Annotated in this window: 11 protein-coding genes; 4 read left to right on the forward strand and 7 right to left on the reverse strand. The window is 44.6% G+C overall.

Annotated elements, in window-relative coordinates; genetic code table 11:
- The first annotated feature begins 10 nt into the window (after positions 1-10).
- Complete coding sequence (locus QUB61_RS07295) at positions 11-2,014, forward strand: cation:proton antiporter domain-containing protein (protein ID WP_333131168.1); 2,004 nt, start codon at positions 11-13, stop codon at positions 2,012-2,014.
- 308 nt (positions 2,015-2,322) lie between these two features.
- Here the strand turns inward: QUB61_RS07295 and QUB61_RS07300 are convergent, their stop codons facing one another.
- A complete protein-coding gene (locus QUB61_RS07300) occupies positions 2,323-7,791 on the reverse strand; it encodes a protein kinase domain-containing protein (protein ID WP_333131170.1) in 5,469 nt (1,822 codons plus the stop codon).
- A gap of 412 nt (positions 7,792-8,203) precedes the next feature.
- Positions 8,204-9,418 (reverse strand): transposase, encoded by a 1,215-nt coding sequence (locus QUB61_RS07305; protein WP_333131172.1) that lies wholly within the window; start codon positions 9,416-9,418, stop codon positions 8,204-8,206.
- Between the two features lie 120 nt (positions 9,419-9,538).
- Here QUB61_RS07305 and QUB61_RS07310 point away from each other — a divergent pair, with 120 nt between their 5' ends.
- Positions 9,539-11,200: an alpha/beta hydrolase gene (locus QUB61_RS07310; protein ID WP_333131174.1), complete on the forward strand. Its 1,662-nt coding sequence runs from the start codon at positions 9,539-9,541 to the stop codon at positions 11,198-11,200.
- A 1,078-nt stretch (positions 11,201-12,278) separates the two neighbouring features.
- Here QUB61_RS07310 and ilvC read toward each other — a convergent pair.
- A complete protein-coding gene (gene ilvC, locus QUB61_RS07315) occupies positions 12,279-13,328 on the reverse strand; it encodes a ketol-acid reductoisomerase (protein ID WP_333131176.1) in 1,050 nt (349 codons plus the stop codon).
- 84 nt (positions 13,329-13,412) lie between these two features.
- A complete protein-coding gene (locus QUB61_RS07320; RefSeq protein ID WP_333131178.1) occupies positions 13,413-13,562 on the reverse strand; it encodes a hypothetical protein in 150 nt (49 codons plus the stop codon).
- Positions 13,563-13,769: 207 nt separating this feature from the next.
- On the opposite strand from QUB61_RS07320, the gene gloA2 reads away from it, so the two are divergent.
- Positions 13,770-14,156, forward strand: coding sequence for an SMU1112c/YaeR family gloxylase I-like metalloprotein (gene gloA2, locus QUB61_RS07325; RefSeq protein ID WP_333131180.1), 387 nt, complete (start codon positions 13,770-13,772; stop codon positions 14,154-14,156).
- Positions 14,157-14,267: 111 nt separating this feature from the next.
- Positions 14,268-15,560 (forward strand): endonuclease/exonuclease/phosphatase family protein, encoded by a 1,293-nt coding sequence (locus tag QUB61_RS07330; protein ID WP_333131182.1) that lies wholly within the window; start codon positions 14,268-14,270, stop codon positions 15,558-15,560.
- A 26-nt stretch (positions 15,561-15,586) separates the two neighbouring features.
- Here QUB61_RS07330 and QUB61_RS07335 read toward each other — a convergent pair whose 3' ends face one another.
- From QUB61_RS07335 to QUB61_RS07345, 3 genes are all read right to left on the reverse strand, one after another.
- Complete coding sequence (locus QUB61_RS07335; RefSeq protein ID WP_333131185.1) at positions 15,587-16,651, reverse strand: aldo/keto reductase; 1,065 nt, start codon at positions 16,649-16,651, stop codon at positions 15,587-15,589.
- Positions 16,652-16,774: 123 nt separating this feature from the next.
- Positions 16,775-16,915 carry a zinc ribbon domain-containing protein gene (locus QUB61_RS07340; RefSeq protein WP_333131187.1) on the reverse strand — a complete coding sequence of 47 codons (141 nt, stop codon included), beginning with the start codon at positions 16,913-16,915 and terminating at the stop codon, positions 16,775-16,777.
- Between the two features lie 53 nt (positions 16,916-16,968).
- Positions 16,969-17,988, reverse strand: coding sequence for a transposase (locus tag QUB61_RS07345; protein ID WP_333131189.1), 1,020 nt, complete (start codon positions 17,986-17,988; stop codon positions 16,969-16,971).
- Between the last annotated feature and the right edge of the window lie 561 nt (positions 17,989-18,549).

The following is an 18,549-nucleotide window of genomic DNA, read 5'->3' on the forward strand; positions in this document are numbered from 1 at the left end:
GGTGAAATTTATGTTAACTTCCGGCCCGATTACCGCTCCCGTTCCCGTTTTTCTAGTTCTTTTAGCAATCATGCTACTCGCGCCGCTGTTATTTGAGCGCTTGCGACTGCCGGGAATAGTCGGTCTAATTATTGCTGGCGTAATTGTCGGGCCCAACGGTCTCAATTTGCTGCAACGGGACGCTACTATTGTTTTGTTAGGTACAGTAGGATTGCTGTTTTTAATGTTCCTAGCGGGACTGGAAACTAGCCTCGACGACCTCAAACTCAATGCCGACAAAGCTGTCATATTTGGACTGGCTACTTTTTCGCTGCCGATGATATTGGGGACGGCAGCGATGCTGCTGTTGGGATATAGCTGGCTGGCAGCAATTTTAGTCGCTTCTTGTTTCGCTACGCACACACTTTTAGCCCTGCCAATTCTCAGCAAATTGGGCTTGATGCGAACTCAGACGATTACTACGACTTTGGGGGGGACTTTAATTACAAATGTGTTGGGGCTGTTGGTGCTGGCAATTGTTGTCAAAGCTTTCAAAGGAAATCTTACTCTCGAGTTTTGGCTGTTTCTCATTCCATCTCTTGCTATCTACACTTTTGGTACTTTGTGGGGAGTTCCCAAAATCGGTCGCTGGTTTTTTAAGAAATTCGGACATGACGAAAATGCCGAATTTATATTTGTATTGGCTACCCTGTTTCTAGTTTCTTACGCAGCAGAGCTCATTGAAATTGAGGCAATTATTGGTGCTTTTTTATCTGGAATTGCCATTACTCAAATTATTCCCAAAATGAGTCCCCTGATGAATCGGATTGAGTTTATTGGCAATACGCTGTTTGTCCCGTTTTTTCTGATTTCTGTGGGGATGTTAATTGACCCGCTGATTTTGGTAAAGCAGCCGCAGTCTTTGTTGGTAGCGGCGGTGATGATTTTAGCAGAGGTGGTGAGCAAGTTTTTGGCAGCTTGGATACCGGGGAAATTATTTCGTTTTGAGTTTCCAAGCATTATGGTAATGTTCGGTCTTTCAGGTGCTCAAGCTGCTTCTACTTTGGCTGCGATTACGGTTGCTTTTGACATTAAATTGGTCGATCGCGTAACGGTGAACGGCATCATTGCCATGATTTTAGTAACTTGTGTGGCTTCTCCTTGGATTGTATCTCGGTGGGGTCAACAAATGCAGCAGCCGGAGTCGAGTTTGCCGACTGCTAGTTCGGGAAAGAATTCATGGGGAGACCGAGTTTTAGTGCCTGTTGCTAATCCGAATACGGAAGATAATTTGCTGCGTTTGGCTTTGATTTTAGCCAAAACATCTCAGGGAACTTTGCTGCCCCTGCATATTTTGTCCGATCGCGGGGAAGCAATTTCGCCCGCAGAGAAAATGCAGCAAACTCAACTTTTGGCTGCTGCGGAAACAGTCGCCCATGCTGCTGCTTGTGCGGTTGAACCGATCGCGAGGATAGATGATGCGATCGATCGCGGAATTCTGCGCAGTGCAACCGAACGCGAGGCTAGTTTAATAGTTTGCGGTTGGAAGGGATTTTCCACGACTCGCGAGAATTTTTTTGGCAGCATCATTGACAATGTGGTAAGACGATCGCCCGTACCGGTACTGATTGCTAGATTTCCCGATCCTATCCAGAATACAGCCAGAGTTATTTTGGCGATAACTGACAGCGAGTTGACTCGGTTTGGATTTCAGGAAACGGTGGATATTGCTAAGAGTTTGGCCGAGGAACTCAAGGCGACTTTGCAAGTCGTGTTGGTGGCTACACAACGGGAAAAAAGCAACAAAAGTGCGTTGGAGGTGGAAATTCTTTCTGAGATACCAGTAAATCGGGTGCGGGGAAATTTTATCAAGCTAGTTTCGCAGCAGTTGTTAGAACACGATTTGCTGATTTTAACCACAATTTCTCAGCCACAGAATGTGTGGGAACAACCGGGAACTCTCAAAGAACCGGAAGCGATCGCCCGGACTCACCCAAATATTTCGATGCTTGTTGTTTATTTTCCTATATCTTGATGAATATTTTAACCGCAGAGGATGTTATGAATCTCCATTCATCTGCGGTTAATATTTATAGCGGTTCTCAAGCGTCGTGAGGTATGGGGACGAGTCCTATGCCTATGCCCCATGCCCCATGCCCTATGCCCAATGCCCTATGCCCTATGCCCTATGCCCAATGCCCTATGCCCTATGCCCTATGCCCAATGCCCTATGCCCAATGCCCAATGCCCAATGCCCAATGCCCTATGCCCAATGCCCAATGCCCAATGCCCTATGCCCAATGCCCGCGAGAGCACCTCATGTTACTGATAAAGGCTATAATTCTAATTCAACGGAATTGCTAGGACAAATTCCGCACCTTTTCCCGGTTCGGAAAAACACTCGATCGCCCCACCGTGTTTTTCGGCAACAATTTGATAGCTAATCGATAGTCCCAATCCCGTACCTTTCCCCTCTGGTTTGGTTGTAAAAAACGGATCGAACAATTTACACCGCGTTGCTTCAGCTATCCCAGCCCCATTATCTTTAATCCGAATCACCGCAAAAGAATCGGTTTTTTCACCTGTTCCTTCTTGTTTCACTTCGGTGGAAATGCGGATAATATTAGGATGGCGTTCTATCTCAGCATAAGTGCGATCGCCATTTGACTCATCCAAAGCGTCGATCGCATTTCCCAGCAAGTTCATAAACACCTGATTGAGTTGCCCGCTGTAACACTTAACCAAAGGCAAATCGCCGTATTCTTTAATCACTTGAATTGCTGGACGTTTCGGTTTTGCTTTCAAGCGGTGCTGCAAAATCATCAACGTGCTGTCGATGCCTGCGTGAATGTCGGCGGATTTTTTGTCGATGCCGTCAATTCGCGAGAAGTTGCACAATGATTGCATTATACCGCGGATGCGATCGGTTCCTAGCTGCATGGAACCCAGCATTTTCGGCAAATCTTCGGTTAGATAATCGAGTTGAATTTCCTCTGCTGCTTCTGCAATTTCCGGCATTGGATGCGGATAATGCTGCTGGTAAAGATTGACAAGGGAAATCAAGTCTTTGACATAAGCATTAGCGTGGTGGAGATTGCCGGCAATAAAGCCAACGGGGTTATTGATTTCGTGAGCAACTCCTGCTACCAACAGCCCCAAAGTTGAAATTTTTTCCGTTTGCACCAGTTGAGCTTGGGTTTGCTGCAATTTCTGCAAAGATTGTTCGAGTTGCTGCGACTTTTCTTGTTCTTGCGCGTAGAGTCTGGCATTTTCGAGGGCGATAGCAACTTTAGAAGTGAGCAACTTTAAAACTTCCAATCTTGCGGGAGAAAATGCAGCCACGGCTAAGTTGTTTTCCAGGTAAAGAATGCCTGTGAGTTTGCCCTGATAAATGACTGGATTGCAAATAATTGACTTAGGCTTATAGCTAGAAATATACGGATCTTCGGTAAACAAGCCGTCTGAGGCTGCATTGTTTAAAACCAAATCTTTTTGAGTTCTGGCAACATAGTTGACAATCGCTACTGGCAAATCTTGACTAATTTTAACCGGAATAGATTGCAAGACCTCGGCTTGATTTCCCTCTGCCGTGCAAGTAGCTTGTATAAAAAGATTGCCATCTTTGTAGAGCATCAGCACTGCTTTTTGAGCGGCGGCATTTTCTAACAAAATTTTGATTAAACGGGCGAGCAATTTATCCAGGACTATTTCGCTGGTAATAGCTTGAGATGCTTTGATGAATGTGCCGATATCTAAAGCATTGTTAAAATCGCTGTTAGTGCTTGTTGTCGTCGCGGCGACATTTAAATCCTCGGTTTTGGTTTCTCGGTTGAGGGTTTGGGCGACTAATTGGGGATATCTGGCTTCTAAGTCTTTGACTTTCGCGATCGCTCCCCAGGCGATGTAACCGTAGTAACATTCTGTGAGATAGACTTGAGCGATTTTGTCTTTGTTGCAAGACAAATAAAACTCCGCTGCAAGTTCGTTTGCGAGTGCTTGTTCTTGGATGTATTCCTGTGCTTTGGCTCCTCGAATAGCTTTGTCATAATAATCTGATGCTTCCCAATATTTACCTAAAACTCGCGCTTTTTCTGCTTCTACTAGGTCGTACTTGTGCTGATAGTTCATGGGGGCGTGGTGCGCCCAGTTTTGCATTTTTTCCTGATTCGCTGCTACCTGCATCAAGTGTTTTTCTTGTTCTCCAGTGTCAGCAGTTGGATACACAGCCAGGAGTGCCAGCGAATAGTAAAAATTGTGCGTACCGATCATAATGAAGCCAATTGCTGCTTGTGAATATTCTGCTGCTAAAGATGCATTAGCCACTGATTCTTCTGGCTTTTTAAACAAGTAAAAAAGCATCATTTTAGCTAAATAAACATTAAAAATTGACATAGCATTATTAGCTTTGTGCAGCCGAGGTAACATTTCTTGTTCATTAAACATTTCACCTATTAATTGAGATGGATTCGCGGTTTTACCTCGTAAATTTAAAACAATTTGCCCCCATATACCCAGCATTTCCAGCGAATATTCTTGTTTTAAATTCTGTATTAAATTGAAGTATTTTACTTGCTTTATTTCGAGAATCTCTAGCGGTTCTCCAATCAAAAATGAGGAAAAACAACTGTTTAAAGCAGCATAACTACTAAATTCTAAATCTCCTGTTTCGAGGTTAGTTTGAATACCCTCTATAAAAGGTGCAATTGTTTCTCTAGCGTGTTCTTTCCAGTGCCGGACAAAAGTGTTAAATAGGTGGTTAACTTTACCTTTAAGTTGTTTAGCCTTGAATTCGTCTAATAGCTTCAAAGCTAGCTGTCCAGAATGATATCCCGCATCTATCTCTCCTAATATCCCTATCAGCAGCAAGGCGTACCAACTATAGGCGATCGCCCCAAGTGCTGAATGACCGCGTTCAATAGAAAAATTGACCATTGTGAAAATCAGCTGCGGCAAGATTTCTGGTTTTGCCACAATAACAACAGAAAGAACAGCCGAGAGTATCCGCATTATGGCTAACTGATAGCCATCAGTTATTACGGGAAGGTTTTCTAGTTCCTCAAGCTGAGGTAACTTAATTGCAGCCAGACCCTGTGGGGGGATTTCCGATAGGGTAAATTCTAATATTTCCAAAGCTTTTAAACCAGTATCGATGGCTTTAATTATCTGGTTTTGAGAGAAATAAGACTGGATTTGCAGTTCGTAAACCTTAACTTTGTCGAGCAGGTTTGTCGCTTGTTGCAAAACGACATCAGCTAATTCTTGCGATCGCCCAAAGTTAGTATTGAGATATTCCGCCTCCGCTGCTTCTACGTGAAGATTCAGCGTCAAGTCATAATCAGTCTCCCAACTGGACCCCCCTACACTTCCCGCGCCAAGGGGGTTGATGAGTCCCAAACCGACATTCAAATATCTGGCAGCAGCTTCGTAAGCATTGGAAGCTTTAGCTTTTTTCCCAGCGATCAGATTAAGTTTTGCCAGTTCATATTTTTCGGATTTTTCGGCGAGGAATTCAACGCCGACATTCAGTTGGTTGACAATATCAAAGACATTTTCTTCAATCTCAGAGGCGGGAGTATTGTTGAGTAGCAGTTGACCGATTTTTAGGTGAGTTGCTTGCTTTTCGCCGTCGGGAATCAGAGAATAAGCTGCTTGCTGCACTCTGTCGTGTAGGAATTTGTAGGAAATCTTGGATTGGGAAGCAGAAAGGATCGATCGCAAATTGTCCGATTCCCAGCCTCCCACCAGCGGAATCTTGTAAGCATTGCTCAACGGGAGAACCAATCCAGTTTGCAGCGCCGCCCAGAGTGCGCTAGCTGCTTGCGCGTGGGATTGTTCGTTGACAATTGACAAGACATCGAGGTTAAACGTATCGCCAATACAAGCCGCCAATTTTAACACCTCTTGCGTGGTTTCTGGCAGTTTTTCGATGCGGCTGGCTACCAGTTCCACGACGCTTTTATCAGTAATACCGATCGCCTGAATTTCCTCTAAATTCCACTGCCAACAACCGCTGTTTAATTCAAATTTTAACAGATTATCTTGATAAAGCGCTTGCAACAGTTGCGTGATAAAAAAGGGATTCCCGCCTGTTTTGTGAAAGATTAACTCAGCCAGCAATCTCAGCTTGTCGTTAACGGTGAGGGTATCGGCGAGTAATTCGTAGACATTGCCGAAATCCAACGGTTGCAAAACGATATGATGAACAGGAGTGCCCGTTTTTTCAATTTGCTCGATCGCCTGGATGAGCGGATGAGTCGGATTAACTTCATTATCCCGATAAGCACCGATCAAAAGCAGGTATCGACTTTCCGAATCGCCAACCAACAATTGCATTAAATTCAGTGATGCCGAATCAGCCCACTGCAAATCATCTAAAAAAATGACCAGCGGATGTGCTCGATCGGTGAAGACACCGATAAACTTTTGAAAGACTCGATTAAAGCGATTTTGAGATTCGCTAGGTCCCAATTGCGGCACTTGCGGCTGTTTGCCAATAATTAGCTCAATTTCAGGAATCACCTCAGCAATAACTGCACCGTTTGCACCCAAAGCCGCCGCTAATTTTTTCCGCCAAGCTTGGAAATTTTCGGCACCTTCTGTCAGTAACTGCCCGATTAATGACTGGAAAGCTTGAATCAAAGCTGCATAAGGAATGTTACGCTTAAATTGGTCAAATTTGCCATTGATAAAATAGCCGCGCTGTCGGACAATTGGCTTGTGAACTTCATTGACAACCGCGGTTTTGCCAATCCCAGAATAACCGGAAACTAGCACTATTTCGCTTTGGGAACAAGCAGCTAGATTTTCCGCATTTTCTGGCGGTGGCGCCTCCTCAATGCCGCTGACTCGTTCAAAAGCAGCGAGTAGGCGATCGACTTCAGCTTCTCGCCCGTAGAGTTTTTGAGGTATTGACAGTTGTCCCGATCGATCCCACTGTCCCGGTACAAAAGCAACAATTTCCCCTGTTGTCTGCAAAGAATTCAAACACTTTTCTAAATCTGCCTTGATACCTTCTGCCGTCTGATACCTATCTTCGGCATTTTTAGCCAAAAGCTTCATGACAATATCAGAAACGACTTGGGGAATTTCATCGCTATTTTCTGTATTTCTTCTGCATTTACAAGGCGGCACGGGATGTTTAGCAATGTGACAGTGCACGAGCTCCAAAATATCGGTGCTGTTAAACGGCAATTCGCCTGTCAGCATTTCGTAAAATGTCACGCCGAGGGAATAGAAATCGCTGCGATAATCTAAGCTGCGGTTCATTCTCCCGGTTTGTTCGGGAGACATATAGGCGACTGTACCCTCAACTAAGTTAGCACTGTTAATTTGGGGGTTTTCTTTACTCAGCCGGGAAGCGACGCTGAAGTCGTTAATTTTGACAGTTTCTGTTTCAATGTTGATGATAATATTGGATGGTTTTATATCTTTGTGGATAATGCAGTTTCTATGCAGTGAGTTGAGTGCTGAGGTTAGTTGAACCCCAATGTTTAAAAATGCTGTTAAGTTAAGTCTTTTTGAGAGAATTTGGCTGAGGGACTGGCCGCCAAAGTCTTCTAAAATCAGGGCGATACGGTTTTGATATGTTTCGAGGCTGTAGGATTTGACGATGCTTTCTACGTGTAAATGCTGAGTAATTTTATATTCGTTTTTTAAGCGGGTAATTTCTTCTAGGGTGGGAAATTCGGCTTTGAGGATTTTGATGATGACTGGTTGTTCGTCTGATTCTCTAATGCCTCGGTAAACGCAGGTATTCAAGCCGTCGGAAATAGGGGCGCTGATTTTGTAGCCGGGAAGTGTCAAGGTATTCATTGAAATCATGCTGATAGCTGAGGTAAGTATATTTTTTCTCATGCCTGCGGAAATGATATGATGCGAGCCCGACGATCGCACTGCACTCGAAAAATTATGATTCCGATTTCGGCGGAAACGATAGGATAGGGTTTAGTTGCTTATTCTAGTTAACACAAAATACTATGTCAACCGCAATTCCGCTTAGTGCCTTAAGCGAAATGGTTTTTTTTGCTTGACAATGATGGCTAATAAGTTCTAAAAGTCGAGATTTAACTGTAAGTAGGCAATAGAAGCATTATCGATCGGCAATTAAATATACCCAAAGGCAAAGCCTTTCGCACCCCGAGCGAGATAATTTCTCAGTATATAGGACAATTTTGAGAATATGGCGATCTAGTCTCTCTAGTTCAATAAGTTGACATTCCCCGCCCTATAAGGACGGGGATTCTTTCGTCGCCGGGAGCGCAATCGCTTTACCCTCAGAAAGCATCTTGACCGTGTGTCCCACGGCTGCAAGTCCTCGAATCAGAACAACTTGAGCGGCTGCAACGTCTCTATCCGTCCTATAGCCGCAATGTTGGCACGAATGAATACGCTCGGAGAGCTGCTTCTTGCCCGTCTCGACTAAGCAGTTAGGACATATCTGACTGGTTTTCTTGCTGTCAACCTTAAGAAAGAACACTCCGCGTTTGCCACAGCACTGCTCTAATACTTGAAAAAATTGTCCCCATCCAGCGTCTAAGCAGTGCTTCCCTAAGAAGCCTCGCACTATACCTTTGAGTTTCAAATCTTCCACAAATATCATCCCCGCCCAATCGCAGAGATTGTGGGCTACGAGCCAGTAGTAGTTTTTCCGAGTATTTGCAATTCGTTCGTACAGTTTGCTGACTTTAACTTGCGCTTTCTTGCGGTTATTCGACCCCTTAACTTTTCTTGATACTCTCTGTTGCAGTAATCTAAGCTTGCGTTCGAGCTTCTTGAAAGGTCTGGGATTGGGGAACAACTTACCGTTAGAAACCGCAGCAAAGTGACTGATTCCAACATCTACTCCAAGCGCTTCGCCATGTGGCATAACATCTGGAACGGATACATCCCACTGCAATGTCAACATGGCAAACCATCCGCTAGCACGTCTGACTATCCGAACCTGTTTTAGCTTTGCGCCATCAGGAATAGAACGCGATTGGCGGAAATTGAGCCACCCAATTACAGGTAGCTTGATAGCGCCATCTCTTACGGCATCTATCCCAACTTGAGGAAAAACGAAAGAGCGCAGGGTTCCACTCTTCTTGAATCGAGGGAAACCATGTCCTTGCTCCCACATACTGACGAATGCTTGTTCTAACCGACGAAGCGTCTGTTGTAGAACTTGAGATTGCACTCGCTGTAGGTTGTCAGAAGTTTTCCTATAGGCTGTTAATGTCTGGCATTGACTGGCATAAGTAGGGCGTTTGGTTTCTGCTGGAATGATGTATTCGGACTCGATAGAACAAGCATTTATCTGACAGCTACGAGATTTAAACCAATCCTTGCGCTCGGCTAATGCATAGTTGTAGACGCGCCGACATTGTTCGAGCCAGTCTTCAAATTGGGCAACTTGCGCTGATGTGGGTTTGAGTTTGTATTCGTATGTCAGACTAAACACTTGCATCACCTCCTCTATTTACTATAGCTTAAAAAACGTTGCATCGCTTCTTAAGCTATAGTATTTAAAGAGAAAGCCGTCTTAGAAGGACGGGGCTTTAAACCCAATTTTTCGGTAAAAATGAGCATCAGACCAACTTTCAGATGGTTTTCTTCGGTGGCGAGTGTTTTGGGCTCGATCGCTACCGACACTTTCAGTGCTGTGACATCCCCTGTAAAACCTGCTGAAACGGTTGTTGTTGTCCGAAAATGTATTTTAGAATTGTCAATATCAGTTGCAGATTTACGTGAACTCGCAGAAACAGGAAAAGTTCCCCAAAAACTGCAAGCTTACGCCAATCTCCTTTCCTCCGAACAGCGCAGTCAAATCGTTCGAGCACTGCAAGCAAAAATTCCCCTAAATGTAGTCGCCCTCACCAACTTGCTAAATACGGCCATCGGGACTGCGATCCTGACGGATTTGAGTACAGTCATACCCAGGCGCGACGGTGCCGGTGTGGAAGCGCTGCGATCTGCTCTGCTGCAGGGAGCGAACGCGCCCTCCGGCTTATCGGTATTGAGTTTCATTGAAGCTTATCCGAGCTCGCGGGTAGTGGTGGATCTGCCTCGAGCTTTCTCGGTTTTGGGAAATTTGAACGTAAGTTTTTGGCAAACTCAGCGTTTTATGGCGGCGATCGCACCTCAGTTAGCAGCGGTTAAACCCGCCCTGAACCTGCCTTTCGATCCAACCCGACCAGGCCGTAATTCCGTGCGGGTACGGGCGCTAGATTTGAACGATAGCGCTCGCAATCGGCGCATTCCGGTTGATGTGTACTGGTCGAGAGCTGCGACAGCCGACAAACCGATAATTGTCTTTTCTCACGGTTTGGGTTCTGTACGCACGGATTTGCGCTATTTAGCCGAGCATTTGGCGTCTTACGGCTATGTGGTAGCTGCTTTAGAACATCCCGGAAGCAATGAAACGAACACCAATGCTGCGATCGCGGGTAAGTCTGCCTTGCTAGCTCCTCAAGAGTTTTTAGACCGTCCCAAAGACATCAGTTTTGTGCTCGACGAACTGACAAAATTGAACCAAACTGATGATAATTTGCAGGGGAAAATGGCGATCGACCGATCGATAGTAATTGGCTATTCCTTCGGCGGCGCCACAGCCTTGTCCTTAGCCGGCGCCGAACTGCAATTGAGCCGACTCAAACACAGGTGTCAGGGGGAGTTGATTGGGTTCAGCTTGGGCGAAGGCATTCAGTGCGCGGCGGCCGGATTGCCTGCAGAACGGTATCAATTGCGGGATGCGAGGATTAAAAGGGCGATCGCCATGAATCCTCTTACATCATTATTATTTGGAGAAACTGGTTTGAGTGCAATTCAAATTCCCACCTTAATAGTAGCATCTTCTGCAGACAAAACAACTCCCGCCTTAGTCGAACAAATTGCCGGCTTTCTAAAAATTCCCTCTCCTAAATGGCTAGTCGGTTTTGTAGGAGGAACGCACTTAAGCGTCAAAGATCCCAGTACAACTTTAGGCAAAGTTCGCAGGCCTAGCACAGTAATTGCCGGCGATGAACTTGTCGGCGACAAAGCTGTTAGCATACGCAATTATATTAAAGCTGTAAGTTTGGCTACGGCCGCTCAACTGACTGCTGAAGCTGACACATATGCAGTCTTTCTAACGCCCGAATACGCGCAATTTGCTTCTACCCATGCAATTCCGGTGCGGCTGGTAACAGAAATTACCCCGGAAACTAATGCAATCATGCAAACTTTTATTCAAGGGCATAAGTAGTCATTAGTCATTAGTCATTAGTCATTAGTCATTAATCATTAGTCATTAGTCATTAGTCATTAGTCATTAGTCATTAGTCATTAGTCATTAGTCATTAGTCATTAGTCATTAGTCAACAGTCAACAGTCAACAGTCAACAGTCAACAGTCAACAGTCATTAGTCATTAGCCATTAGCTAATAACTAATGATTGAGACTTGTAGTAATATCAAATAAGGTAACATCAGAATTATACTTGAGTGCGAGCCGGACGATCGCTCCTGAGAGGGCGCAGCCAAGCGGGACAATCCCACTGCACTCGGAAAATTATGATTGCGATGTCAGCGGAAACGATATTACGACTAGCAGCCTTGCCTTTTGTATGCCCGTCCACTTCGCCCAGGGGCCTATTTTTATTCTTGAGCCGTTGCTGATATATTTTGTCCGTGCAAGGGCAAAATATAACAAAGCGCATTCACAAACTCTACTCCCAAACTGCGATGCCTAAAAAAAATCTTATCCCGCTGTTGATTCTGTTTATAGCGCTGTTTACCCTTTACGGTGACACTTTAACTTTTCTGCCCAAACCTGTAAGAGATACTAGCGTGGCAAGTCGAAAGTTCTTCGTCGGGTTGTGGCCCAAGTGGCTGAGGCCGAGAGATAACAACGAGCAAAGGCAACGGCAAATTGAGAAATTGGAAAAAAGTCCTAGTCCCAGTCGATAGTTTTGAGCTGCCAGCGAGAAACCCGGTTTCTCTAACAATACCTAGCCATTTTCTTGTAGGTTGGGTTTCGCGAAGCTTAACCCAACAGTACGATTTTAGATTTGGGATTTTAGATTAGAGATTTTTTATCCAATCTCTAATCTGTAATCGATTAAACTTCAGATTTTAGATTTTCCTCCAAGCGGTAAGGTGCTCCGCGCGCACCCTACAGATAGAGGTTCTGCGTCCAGGACTGTTTTACAGCAGATTCCGCGTTTATGAACGATACCAGCCTATCTATCTATCCCCGTGTCCCTACTTCATAAACCTGGAATACGCTGTAGATTTGTCCTCGCATCTAAAATCTAAAATCTAAAATCTAAAATCTAAAATTGATTAAGCGTGCTTTTTCAACCAGCTAAACATAGCTCGCAAATCTTTACCAACTTCTTCAATAGGATGTTCAGCTTCCTGACGGCGCATGGAGGTAAAGCCGGGTTTGCCGGCTTGGTTTTCCAGAACGAATTCGCGGGCAAATTGGCCGGATTGAATTTCGCTGAGAATTTTGCGCATTTCGGCGCGGGTTTGATCCGTGACGATGCGGGGGCCGCGAGTTAAATCGCCGTATTCTGCGGTATTGGAGATGCTGTCGCGCATTTTGGCGAGGCCTCCTTCTACTACTAAGTCAACGATAAGTTTAACTTCGTGCAAACATTCAAAATAAGCTAATTCCGGTTGATATCCCGCGTCAACTAAAGTTTCAAATCCAGCTTTAATTAATGCGCTCAAACCGCCGCACAAAACTACTTGTTCGCCAAAAAGATCCGTTTCTGTTTCTTCGCGGAAAGTGGTTTCAAGGATGCCCGCTCTGGTGCCGCCGATACCTTTAGCATAGGCCATTGCCCGATCGCGCGCTTGACCGGAAGCATCTTGATATACTGCAAACAAACTCGGAACGCCTTCTCCTTGTTCGTAAGTCCGCCGCACCAAGTGTCCGGGGCCTTTGGGGGCAACCATTACTACGTCTACATTGGCAGGGGGAACAACTTGGCCGAAGTGAATGTTAAAACCGTGAGCAAATGCTAAAACATTTCCTTCTGAAAGGTTCGGTTCGATTTCTTGTTTGTAAACGGTTTTTTGAACTTCATCGGGCAATAAAATCATGATGAAGTCAGCGGCGGCGGCTGCTTTGTCTACCGGGTGAACTGTTAAACCCGCGTCGGTTGCTTTGGCGGCAGATTTGCTACCGGGATACAAACCGACAACGACATTCATGCCGCTGTCTTTGAGGTTGAGGGCGTGGGCGTGTCCTTGGGAACCGTAGCCGATGATAGCAATCGTTTTGTTGGCTAAGAGGTCTAGGTTCGCGTCGGTGTCGTAATACATACGGGCCATAGTGCTTGTTTCCTGAGATGCAAATTGGGTGATTGACTGCAAAACTCTCATTTTATCAAAGTAGGGTGCTTTTTTTGCAGAAAATTTTCAGATTAAGATTTGGGCGGGGGAAAATTCAGGTCGATCGCCCTGAATTTAGCAGGGTTGGTGGCGGAGTCTGCGATCGTCAAATATAATTGTCAATAGCGTGCTGTGCTTTTGGAAAAACCTCACATCTTGCACCATTCTCAAGAACAGGCAAGATGCCTGTTCCACAAAAAAATTCACTCTTTGTGGAACAGGCATCTTGCCTGTTCATAAAAAGCTTATTGAGAATGGTGCAACATCTCAGAAAAACGCAACGAACTAACTTTTCTCGCTTAACAGGGAAGATGCCTGTTCCACAAAAAAATTCACTCTTTGTGGAACAGGCATCTTCCCTGTTGATAAAAAGCTGATTGAGAATGGTGCAACATCTCAGAAAAACGCAACTAACTAACTAACTTTTTTAATATGAAAATAAAAGCAATACATCATGTGGCGATTATTTGCTCGGATTACGAAGCATCGAAGAAATTTTATGTAGAAGTATTGGGATGTTTCATTATCAAAGAAACTTTCCGAAGCGAGAGGAATTCTTACAAACTAGATTTGCGAGTCGGAAACGGCGACACCATAGAGCTTTTCTCATTTCCCCATCCTCCTGAAAGAGTTAACAGTCCTGAAGCTTGCGGTTTGCGGCATTTAGCTTTTGCAGTTGAGGACATAGAAGCATCAGTTGCTTACTTAAAATCCCAACAAGTAGAAGTAGAAAAAATTCGCCTTGACGAAATTACCGAAAAACGCTTTACATTTTTCAGAGATCCCGACAACTTACCCTTAGAAATTTATGAAATTTAAGGAGTATCCCGATTTTGTAAAGTCGCTCTTAAGTCAATAGGTGGGGTGTGCATTGCCCTAAAAACTGCATGATTCATTCCCAATCTAAAATCTAAAATCTAAAATTGTATAATGGACTATCTCATCAGAAACACAATCACGATCGGATTGCCTGCTTTCATGCTATTTATAGCCATAGTAGCTACAGGTAAAACAGGTGATGCAGCCGTTTGGTCGGGTTTGGTCAAAGTAGGCGGCCCCTTTGGTATGCCGATCGGTTTAGGTGTGTTAATATTTGTAGGATTTGTTGCCAATTATTTTAGTTATTTGGTGGTAGATAGCTGGCTGGTGAGATTTTATCAAAAGCGGCGAGAGTTGGAACCGCCAGAACAACTGGTAATAGAAATTGATAAATTGCCGATTACCAACGACCTTAAAATCAAGCTCAAATGGGCGGTGATGCACAGCATCCCCAACAAAAACATTCGCTGGAAGCACGTAATTTTAAAAGGGTTTATTATCGCAGCCACGGTAAATGCCCTATTTTCAATAGTCGGTTATTTGGGAAAATTCAACCTTTTTTTTGAATTGAGTTCTCATTTTAAGCTACAATATCTGCTGGTGGGTTTCTCTACTTTTATATTCTTCGCTCTGGTGCGCTCAAAAAAAAGATGGTTGCTGGTGAGCGCATTTTGCATTATCATTAATTTGGCGGAAATTGTTCCTTGGTATTTTCCAGCGCCAGCATTTGCAGGAGCAAGTCCTGGGCAACATTTGCGGATTTTGCATTCAAATGTTTTAACGGGTAACCGACGATATTCTGATGTGATCTCGCTGGTTAAAGCAGAACAACCCGATATAGCGGTTTTTGTCGAAGTCAGCACATCTTGGGCAAAAGAGTTATCGGTTTTAAGCGAGATGTTTCCTTACTATTCCCAGCAGCAAGAATCGGATGAATTTGGCAGTGCAATATACAGCAAGCTGCCTTTAGAAAATGCTTCTGTTAAAGCCTTTTCAAAGCGAAGAAAGAGCTTGTTGGTGGATGTGAAATTTCAAGGTAAAATCATTTCTCTGATTCTTGTTCATCCGACTGTACCGATAAAACAGCAGAGTTTTATCGGTCGCAATAAACAGCTAGCAGCCATCGGCGAGTATGCGGCCCAAGTAAAAAATCCGCTGATTGTGGTTGGGGATTTCAATACCACAATGTGGTCGCCGTTCTACAAAAATATGGTAAAAACCGCAAAACTGCGAAATGCGCGATCGGGCTTTGGCATTTTACCGACTTGGCCGACTTTTCTGCCGCTGGCTTATATTCCGATCGATCACTTTCTAGTCAGCAAAGAAATTGGTGTTTTGAAGATTCGTACTGGCCGCAATGTCGGTTCGGATCATTTGCCGTTAATTACAGATTTAGTCCTTTGAAGCCAGGATTCGATATTTTCTAACAATTATCCTAGCCAGGATGGGTTCATTGCGGTACTGTCAAATTGGTTGGTAGTTTTATACGGTTCGTATTGCCCTTTTGCGGCCGCTGCGCGCGTGCGAGTCAGCATCGCCGCAACTTGTGCTCGATCCATCGGCTTAAAGGTGCGAGCGGCCTCAAACGCTTGATCGAGTAGCTGCATGCTATCAATGCCAGTAATCACAACTGAAGTAGGCAGATTCATCGCATAGTGGAGACATTCGATCGGACTTACTGTATTACTTCTAAGCACGTAGGGGTCGCCCATAGATTTCATCCCCAACACACCGATTTGGTTCTTTACCAACACGGGCAGAACTTGTTGCTCAAAACTTCTAAAATGAGCATCCATCACGTTCAGCGGCATTTGTACCGCGTCGAAACGGAAATTGTTTTGAGCGGCAATTTCCAGCACTCGCAGGTGAACTAAAGGGTCTTTGTGTCCTGTAAACCCGATGTAGCGAATCTTGCCCGCTTTCTGCGCTTCCACCACAGCCTCCATTGCCCCACCGGGGGCAAAGATGCGATCGGGGTCTTCCATCCGAATAATTTCGTGATGCTGCATCAGGTCGATGCGATCGGTCTGCAACGCCTTCAGTGACTCATCAATCTGCATCATAGCAGCGGTTTTGGTGCGACCGTCGATCTTTGTCATCAGGAAGACCTTTTGGCGATAGCCATCCTTGAGCGCTTGCCCCATCCATCGGTGGCTGCGCCCGTTGTGATAATCCCAGGAGTTGTCCATAAAATTGATGCCGCGGTCGATCGCACTGCGGATGAGCTTAATACTTTCTTCCTCCTCTCGAATGCGTCCGATATGGTGTCCCCCTAAGCCGATCGCAGACACTCGCTCTCCCGTGCGTCCCAGCGTCCTGTAACTCATCTCGCCGCTTTGAGTTTGACCTTGGGCAACTGCACTTTCAGCGTATACTTGGGTCGGTTCATCTTGAGCTAACAAAGGTTTGAAAAACCCTTCGGAAGCAGCCAGCCCTGCTGCAACCAAACCCGAAGCAGAAGTTACTTTTAACAAATCGCGTCTCGTGATACCCATAAATGTCTCCTTTAAGAAATAACTAGGACTTACTGCTACATAAGATTGACATAAAGCGGACAAGACTGACATCTCGGACACTTAAAACTTATTTCCTGTGTCTGCTTCGGGAGTCGGCTCCTTCTACTGGTCAGGCGTTAATTCAGGACTAGCCATCCTTACTCGATCTTTTGGGACTGATGCTAAATTAATCGCAGCATTCAAGTCTCGATTACAATTATTACCACACGCCTCACAAACAAACACTCGCGCTTGAAGCGACATCGGTTGAACGTGACCGCAACTTGAGCAAGTTTTAGATGAGGGATACCATCTATCTACATCGGTTGAACGTGACCGCAACTTGAGCAAGTTTTAGATGAGGGATACCATCTATCTACAACTTCGACAACAGTGCCGTAAATGGGAGATTTATAAGTGAGAAAGCGTCGGAATTCATAAAATCCTGAGTCTACAATTGAAGAAGCCAGTTTGTGATTTGCCACCATCCCAGAAACATTTAAATCTTCGATGCGGATGTGAGCATACTTCTGACTGATTTCTGTCGTTGTTTTCTGCAAGAAATCCCGCCGTCTATTGGCAATATCGGCGTGTTGTTTAGCAAGCTCGCGATAAAATTTCTGAGCGTTTTTCGAGGCTTTAATGCCCATTTTTCTATTGCCTAATTGCTTGTTTCGATTGCGGTACTGTAGTTTCCCTAGCTTGATTTTCGCTGTTTTTAGGGAATAGGGCAGTTGGTATACCGTACCGTCACTCAAGGTGGCAAAGGTGGAAACTCCTAAATCTATGCCAGTAGTTTCGGAGACTGAGTGATACAAAGGGGGGATTTTGTCGGCTTTTATTGTAAAACTGACGTACCATTTATCCGCAGTGCGGCTGATGGTAAATGTTTGAGAGCAACAGTTGTACCGGATAGCTTCTTTCAGGCGAAACGTTCCCATTGTGGGAATTTTTATCCGATTGCCACCTCTCAGAAATACTAGCCCATTGCTGCTGTCTACAGTAAACGAGTCCCCGGATTTCTTGCGTTTGAAATTAGGAAAGCCACTGACTCCGTTAAAAAAACGTTCTAGGGCGCTATTGAAAGCAATGAAAGCATTTTGATAAACGCGGGATGATAAAGTGTTAGTCCATTGATATTCTGGTTGTTTTTTGATGAAGTTTGTGAAGGTTTTTTTGATGAGGGCAATTTTTCGAGTACGGCTGACTTTGATATCCATCACGCCCAAGTAAAGGGTACGGGCCAAGTTGTAGCAAAACCGAGCGTAACCAGCGTGTCGCGCCATTATTGTACGTTCAGAATTGTTGAGTTTGAGTTCTAGCTTGAGGGCGTACATAGGCTGGGGAGAGAGTCAGGACTGCCTTCTTCTGATAGTTATTTTACCAGTCACAGCTCACGGAAGACAAGAAAACCGTGTTTTTTTGTCCAATATGTCTTTAAGGTCACCAAAAGTATAGGAAACTGCCGTGTAGTATCTCCTCACAGTATTGGAGGAACAGATGCAAAAAGCCTCTATCCAAGTAGGTCACAGAAATAATCCTAAAGAGCTAGAAGCACTCTTTTCTCTAGCTGTGGTCGGAGGTGCTTGAGTTATGGGACTCTCTAAAGGAATAAGTCACTGCTAAGTCTCCTTATGTTCGTGAATACAAAAGCCCTAATGCAAAGTGTCTAAAACACATATAACTATAGACTTTTGCAAAAGGTCTAGTGTAACTTGTGGTTATATTCCGATCGAGCAGTTTCTACTCAGCAAAGAAATTGATGTTTTAAAAATTAATACTGGCCGCAATGTCGGTTCGGATCATTTACCGTTAATTACAAGACCTCTTGCAAAAGTCCTTTTCCTCAATTGATGGGACGGGCAAGATGCCCATCCCACAAGAAAAAATAATTCTTG

It is taken from the genome of Microcoleus sp. C2D2 (assembly GCF_036702495.1).
GTDB lineage: Bacteria > Cyanobacteriota > Cyanobacteriia > Cyanobacteriales > Microcoleaceae > Microcoleus.

Excerpts from the sequence above, each read along its gene's own strand:
- QUB61_RS07310 (WP_333131174.1), top strand. The coding sequence starts at position 9,539 with ATGAGCATCAGACCAACTTTCAGATGGTTTTCTTCGGTGGCGAGTGTT.
- QUB61_RS07295 (WP_333131168.1), top strand. The coding sequence starts at position 11 with ATGTTAACTTCCGGCCCGATTACCGCTCCCGTTCCCGTTTTTCTAGTT.
- QUB61_RS07335 (WP_333131185.1), bottom strand. The coding sequence starts at position 16,651 with ATGGGTATCACGAGACGCGATTTGTTAAAAGTAACTTCTGCTTCGGGT.
- QUB61_RS07345 (WP_333131189.1), bottom strand. The coding sequence starts at position 17,988 with ATGTACGCCCTCAAGCTAGAACTCAAACTCAACAATTCTGAACGTACA.
- QUB61_RS07330 (WP_333131182.1), top strand. The coding sequence starts at position 14,268 with ATGGACTATCTCATCAGAAACACAATCACGATCGGATTGCCTGCTTTC.
- QUB61_RS07340 (WP_333131187.1), bottom strand. The coding sequence starts at position 16,915 with ATGTCGCTTCAAGCGCGAGTGTTTGTTTGTGAGGCGTGTGGTAATAAT.
- ilvC (WP_333131176.1), bottom strand. The coding sequence starts at position 13,328 with ATGAGAGTTTTGCAGTCAATCACCCAATTTGCATCTCAGGAAACAAGC.
- QUB61_RS07320 (WP_333131178.1), bottom strand. The coding sequence starts at position 13,562 with ATGCCTGTTCCACAAAGAGTGAATTTTTTTGTGGAACAGGCATCTTGC.
- QUB61_RS07300 (WP_333131170.1), bottom strand. The coding sequence starts at position 7,791 with ATGAATACCTTGACACTTCCCGGCTACAAAATCAGCGCCCCTATTTCC.
- gloA2 (WP_333131180.1), top strand. The coding sequence starts at position 13,770 with ATGAAAATAAAAGCAATACATCATGTGGCGATTATTTGCTCGGATTAC.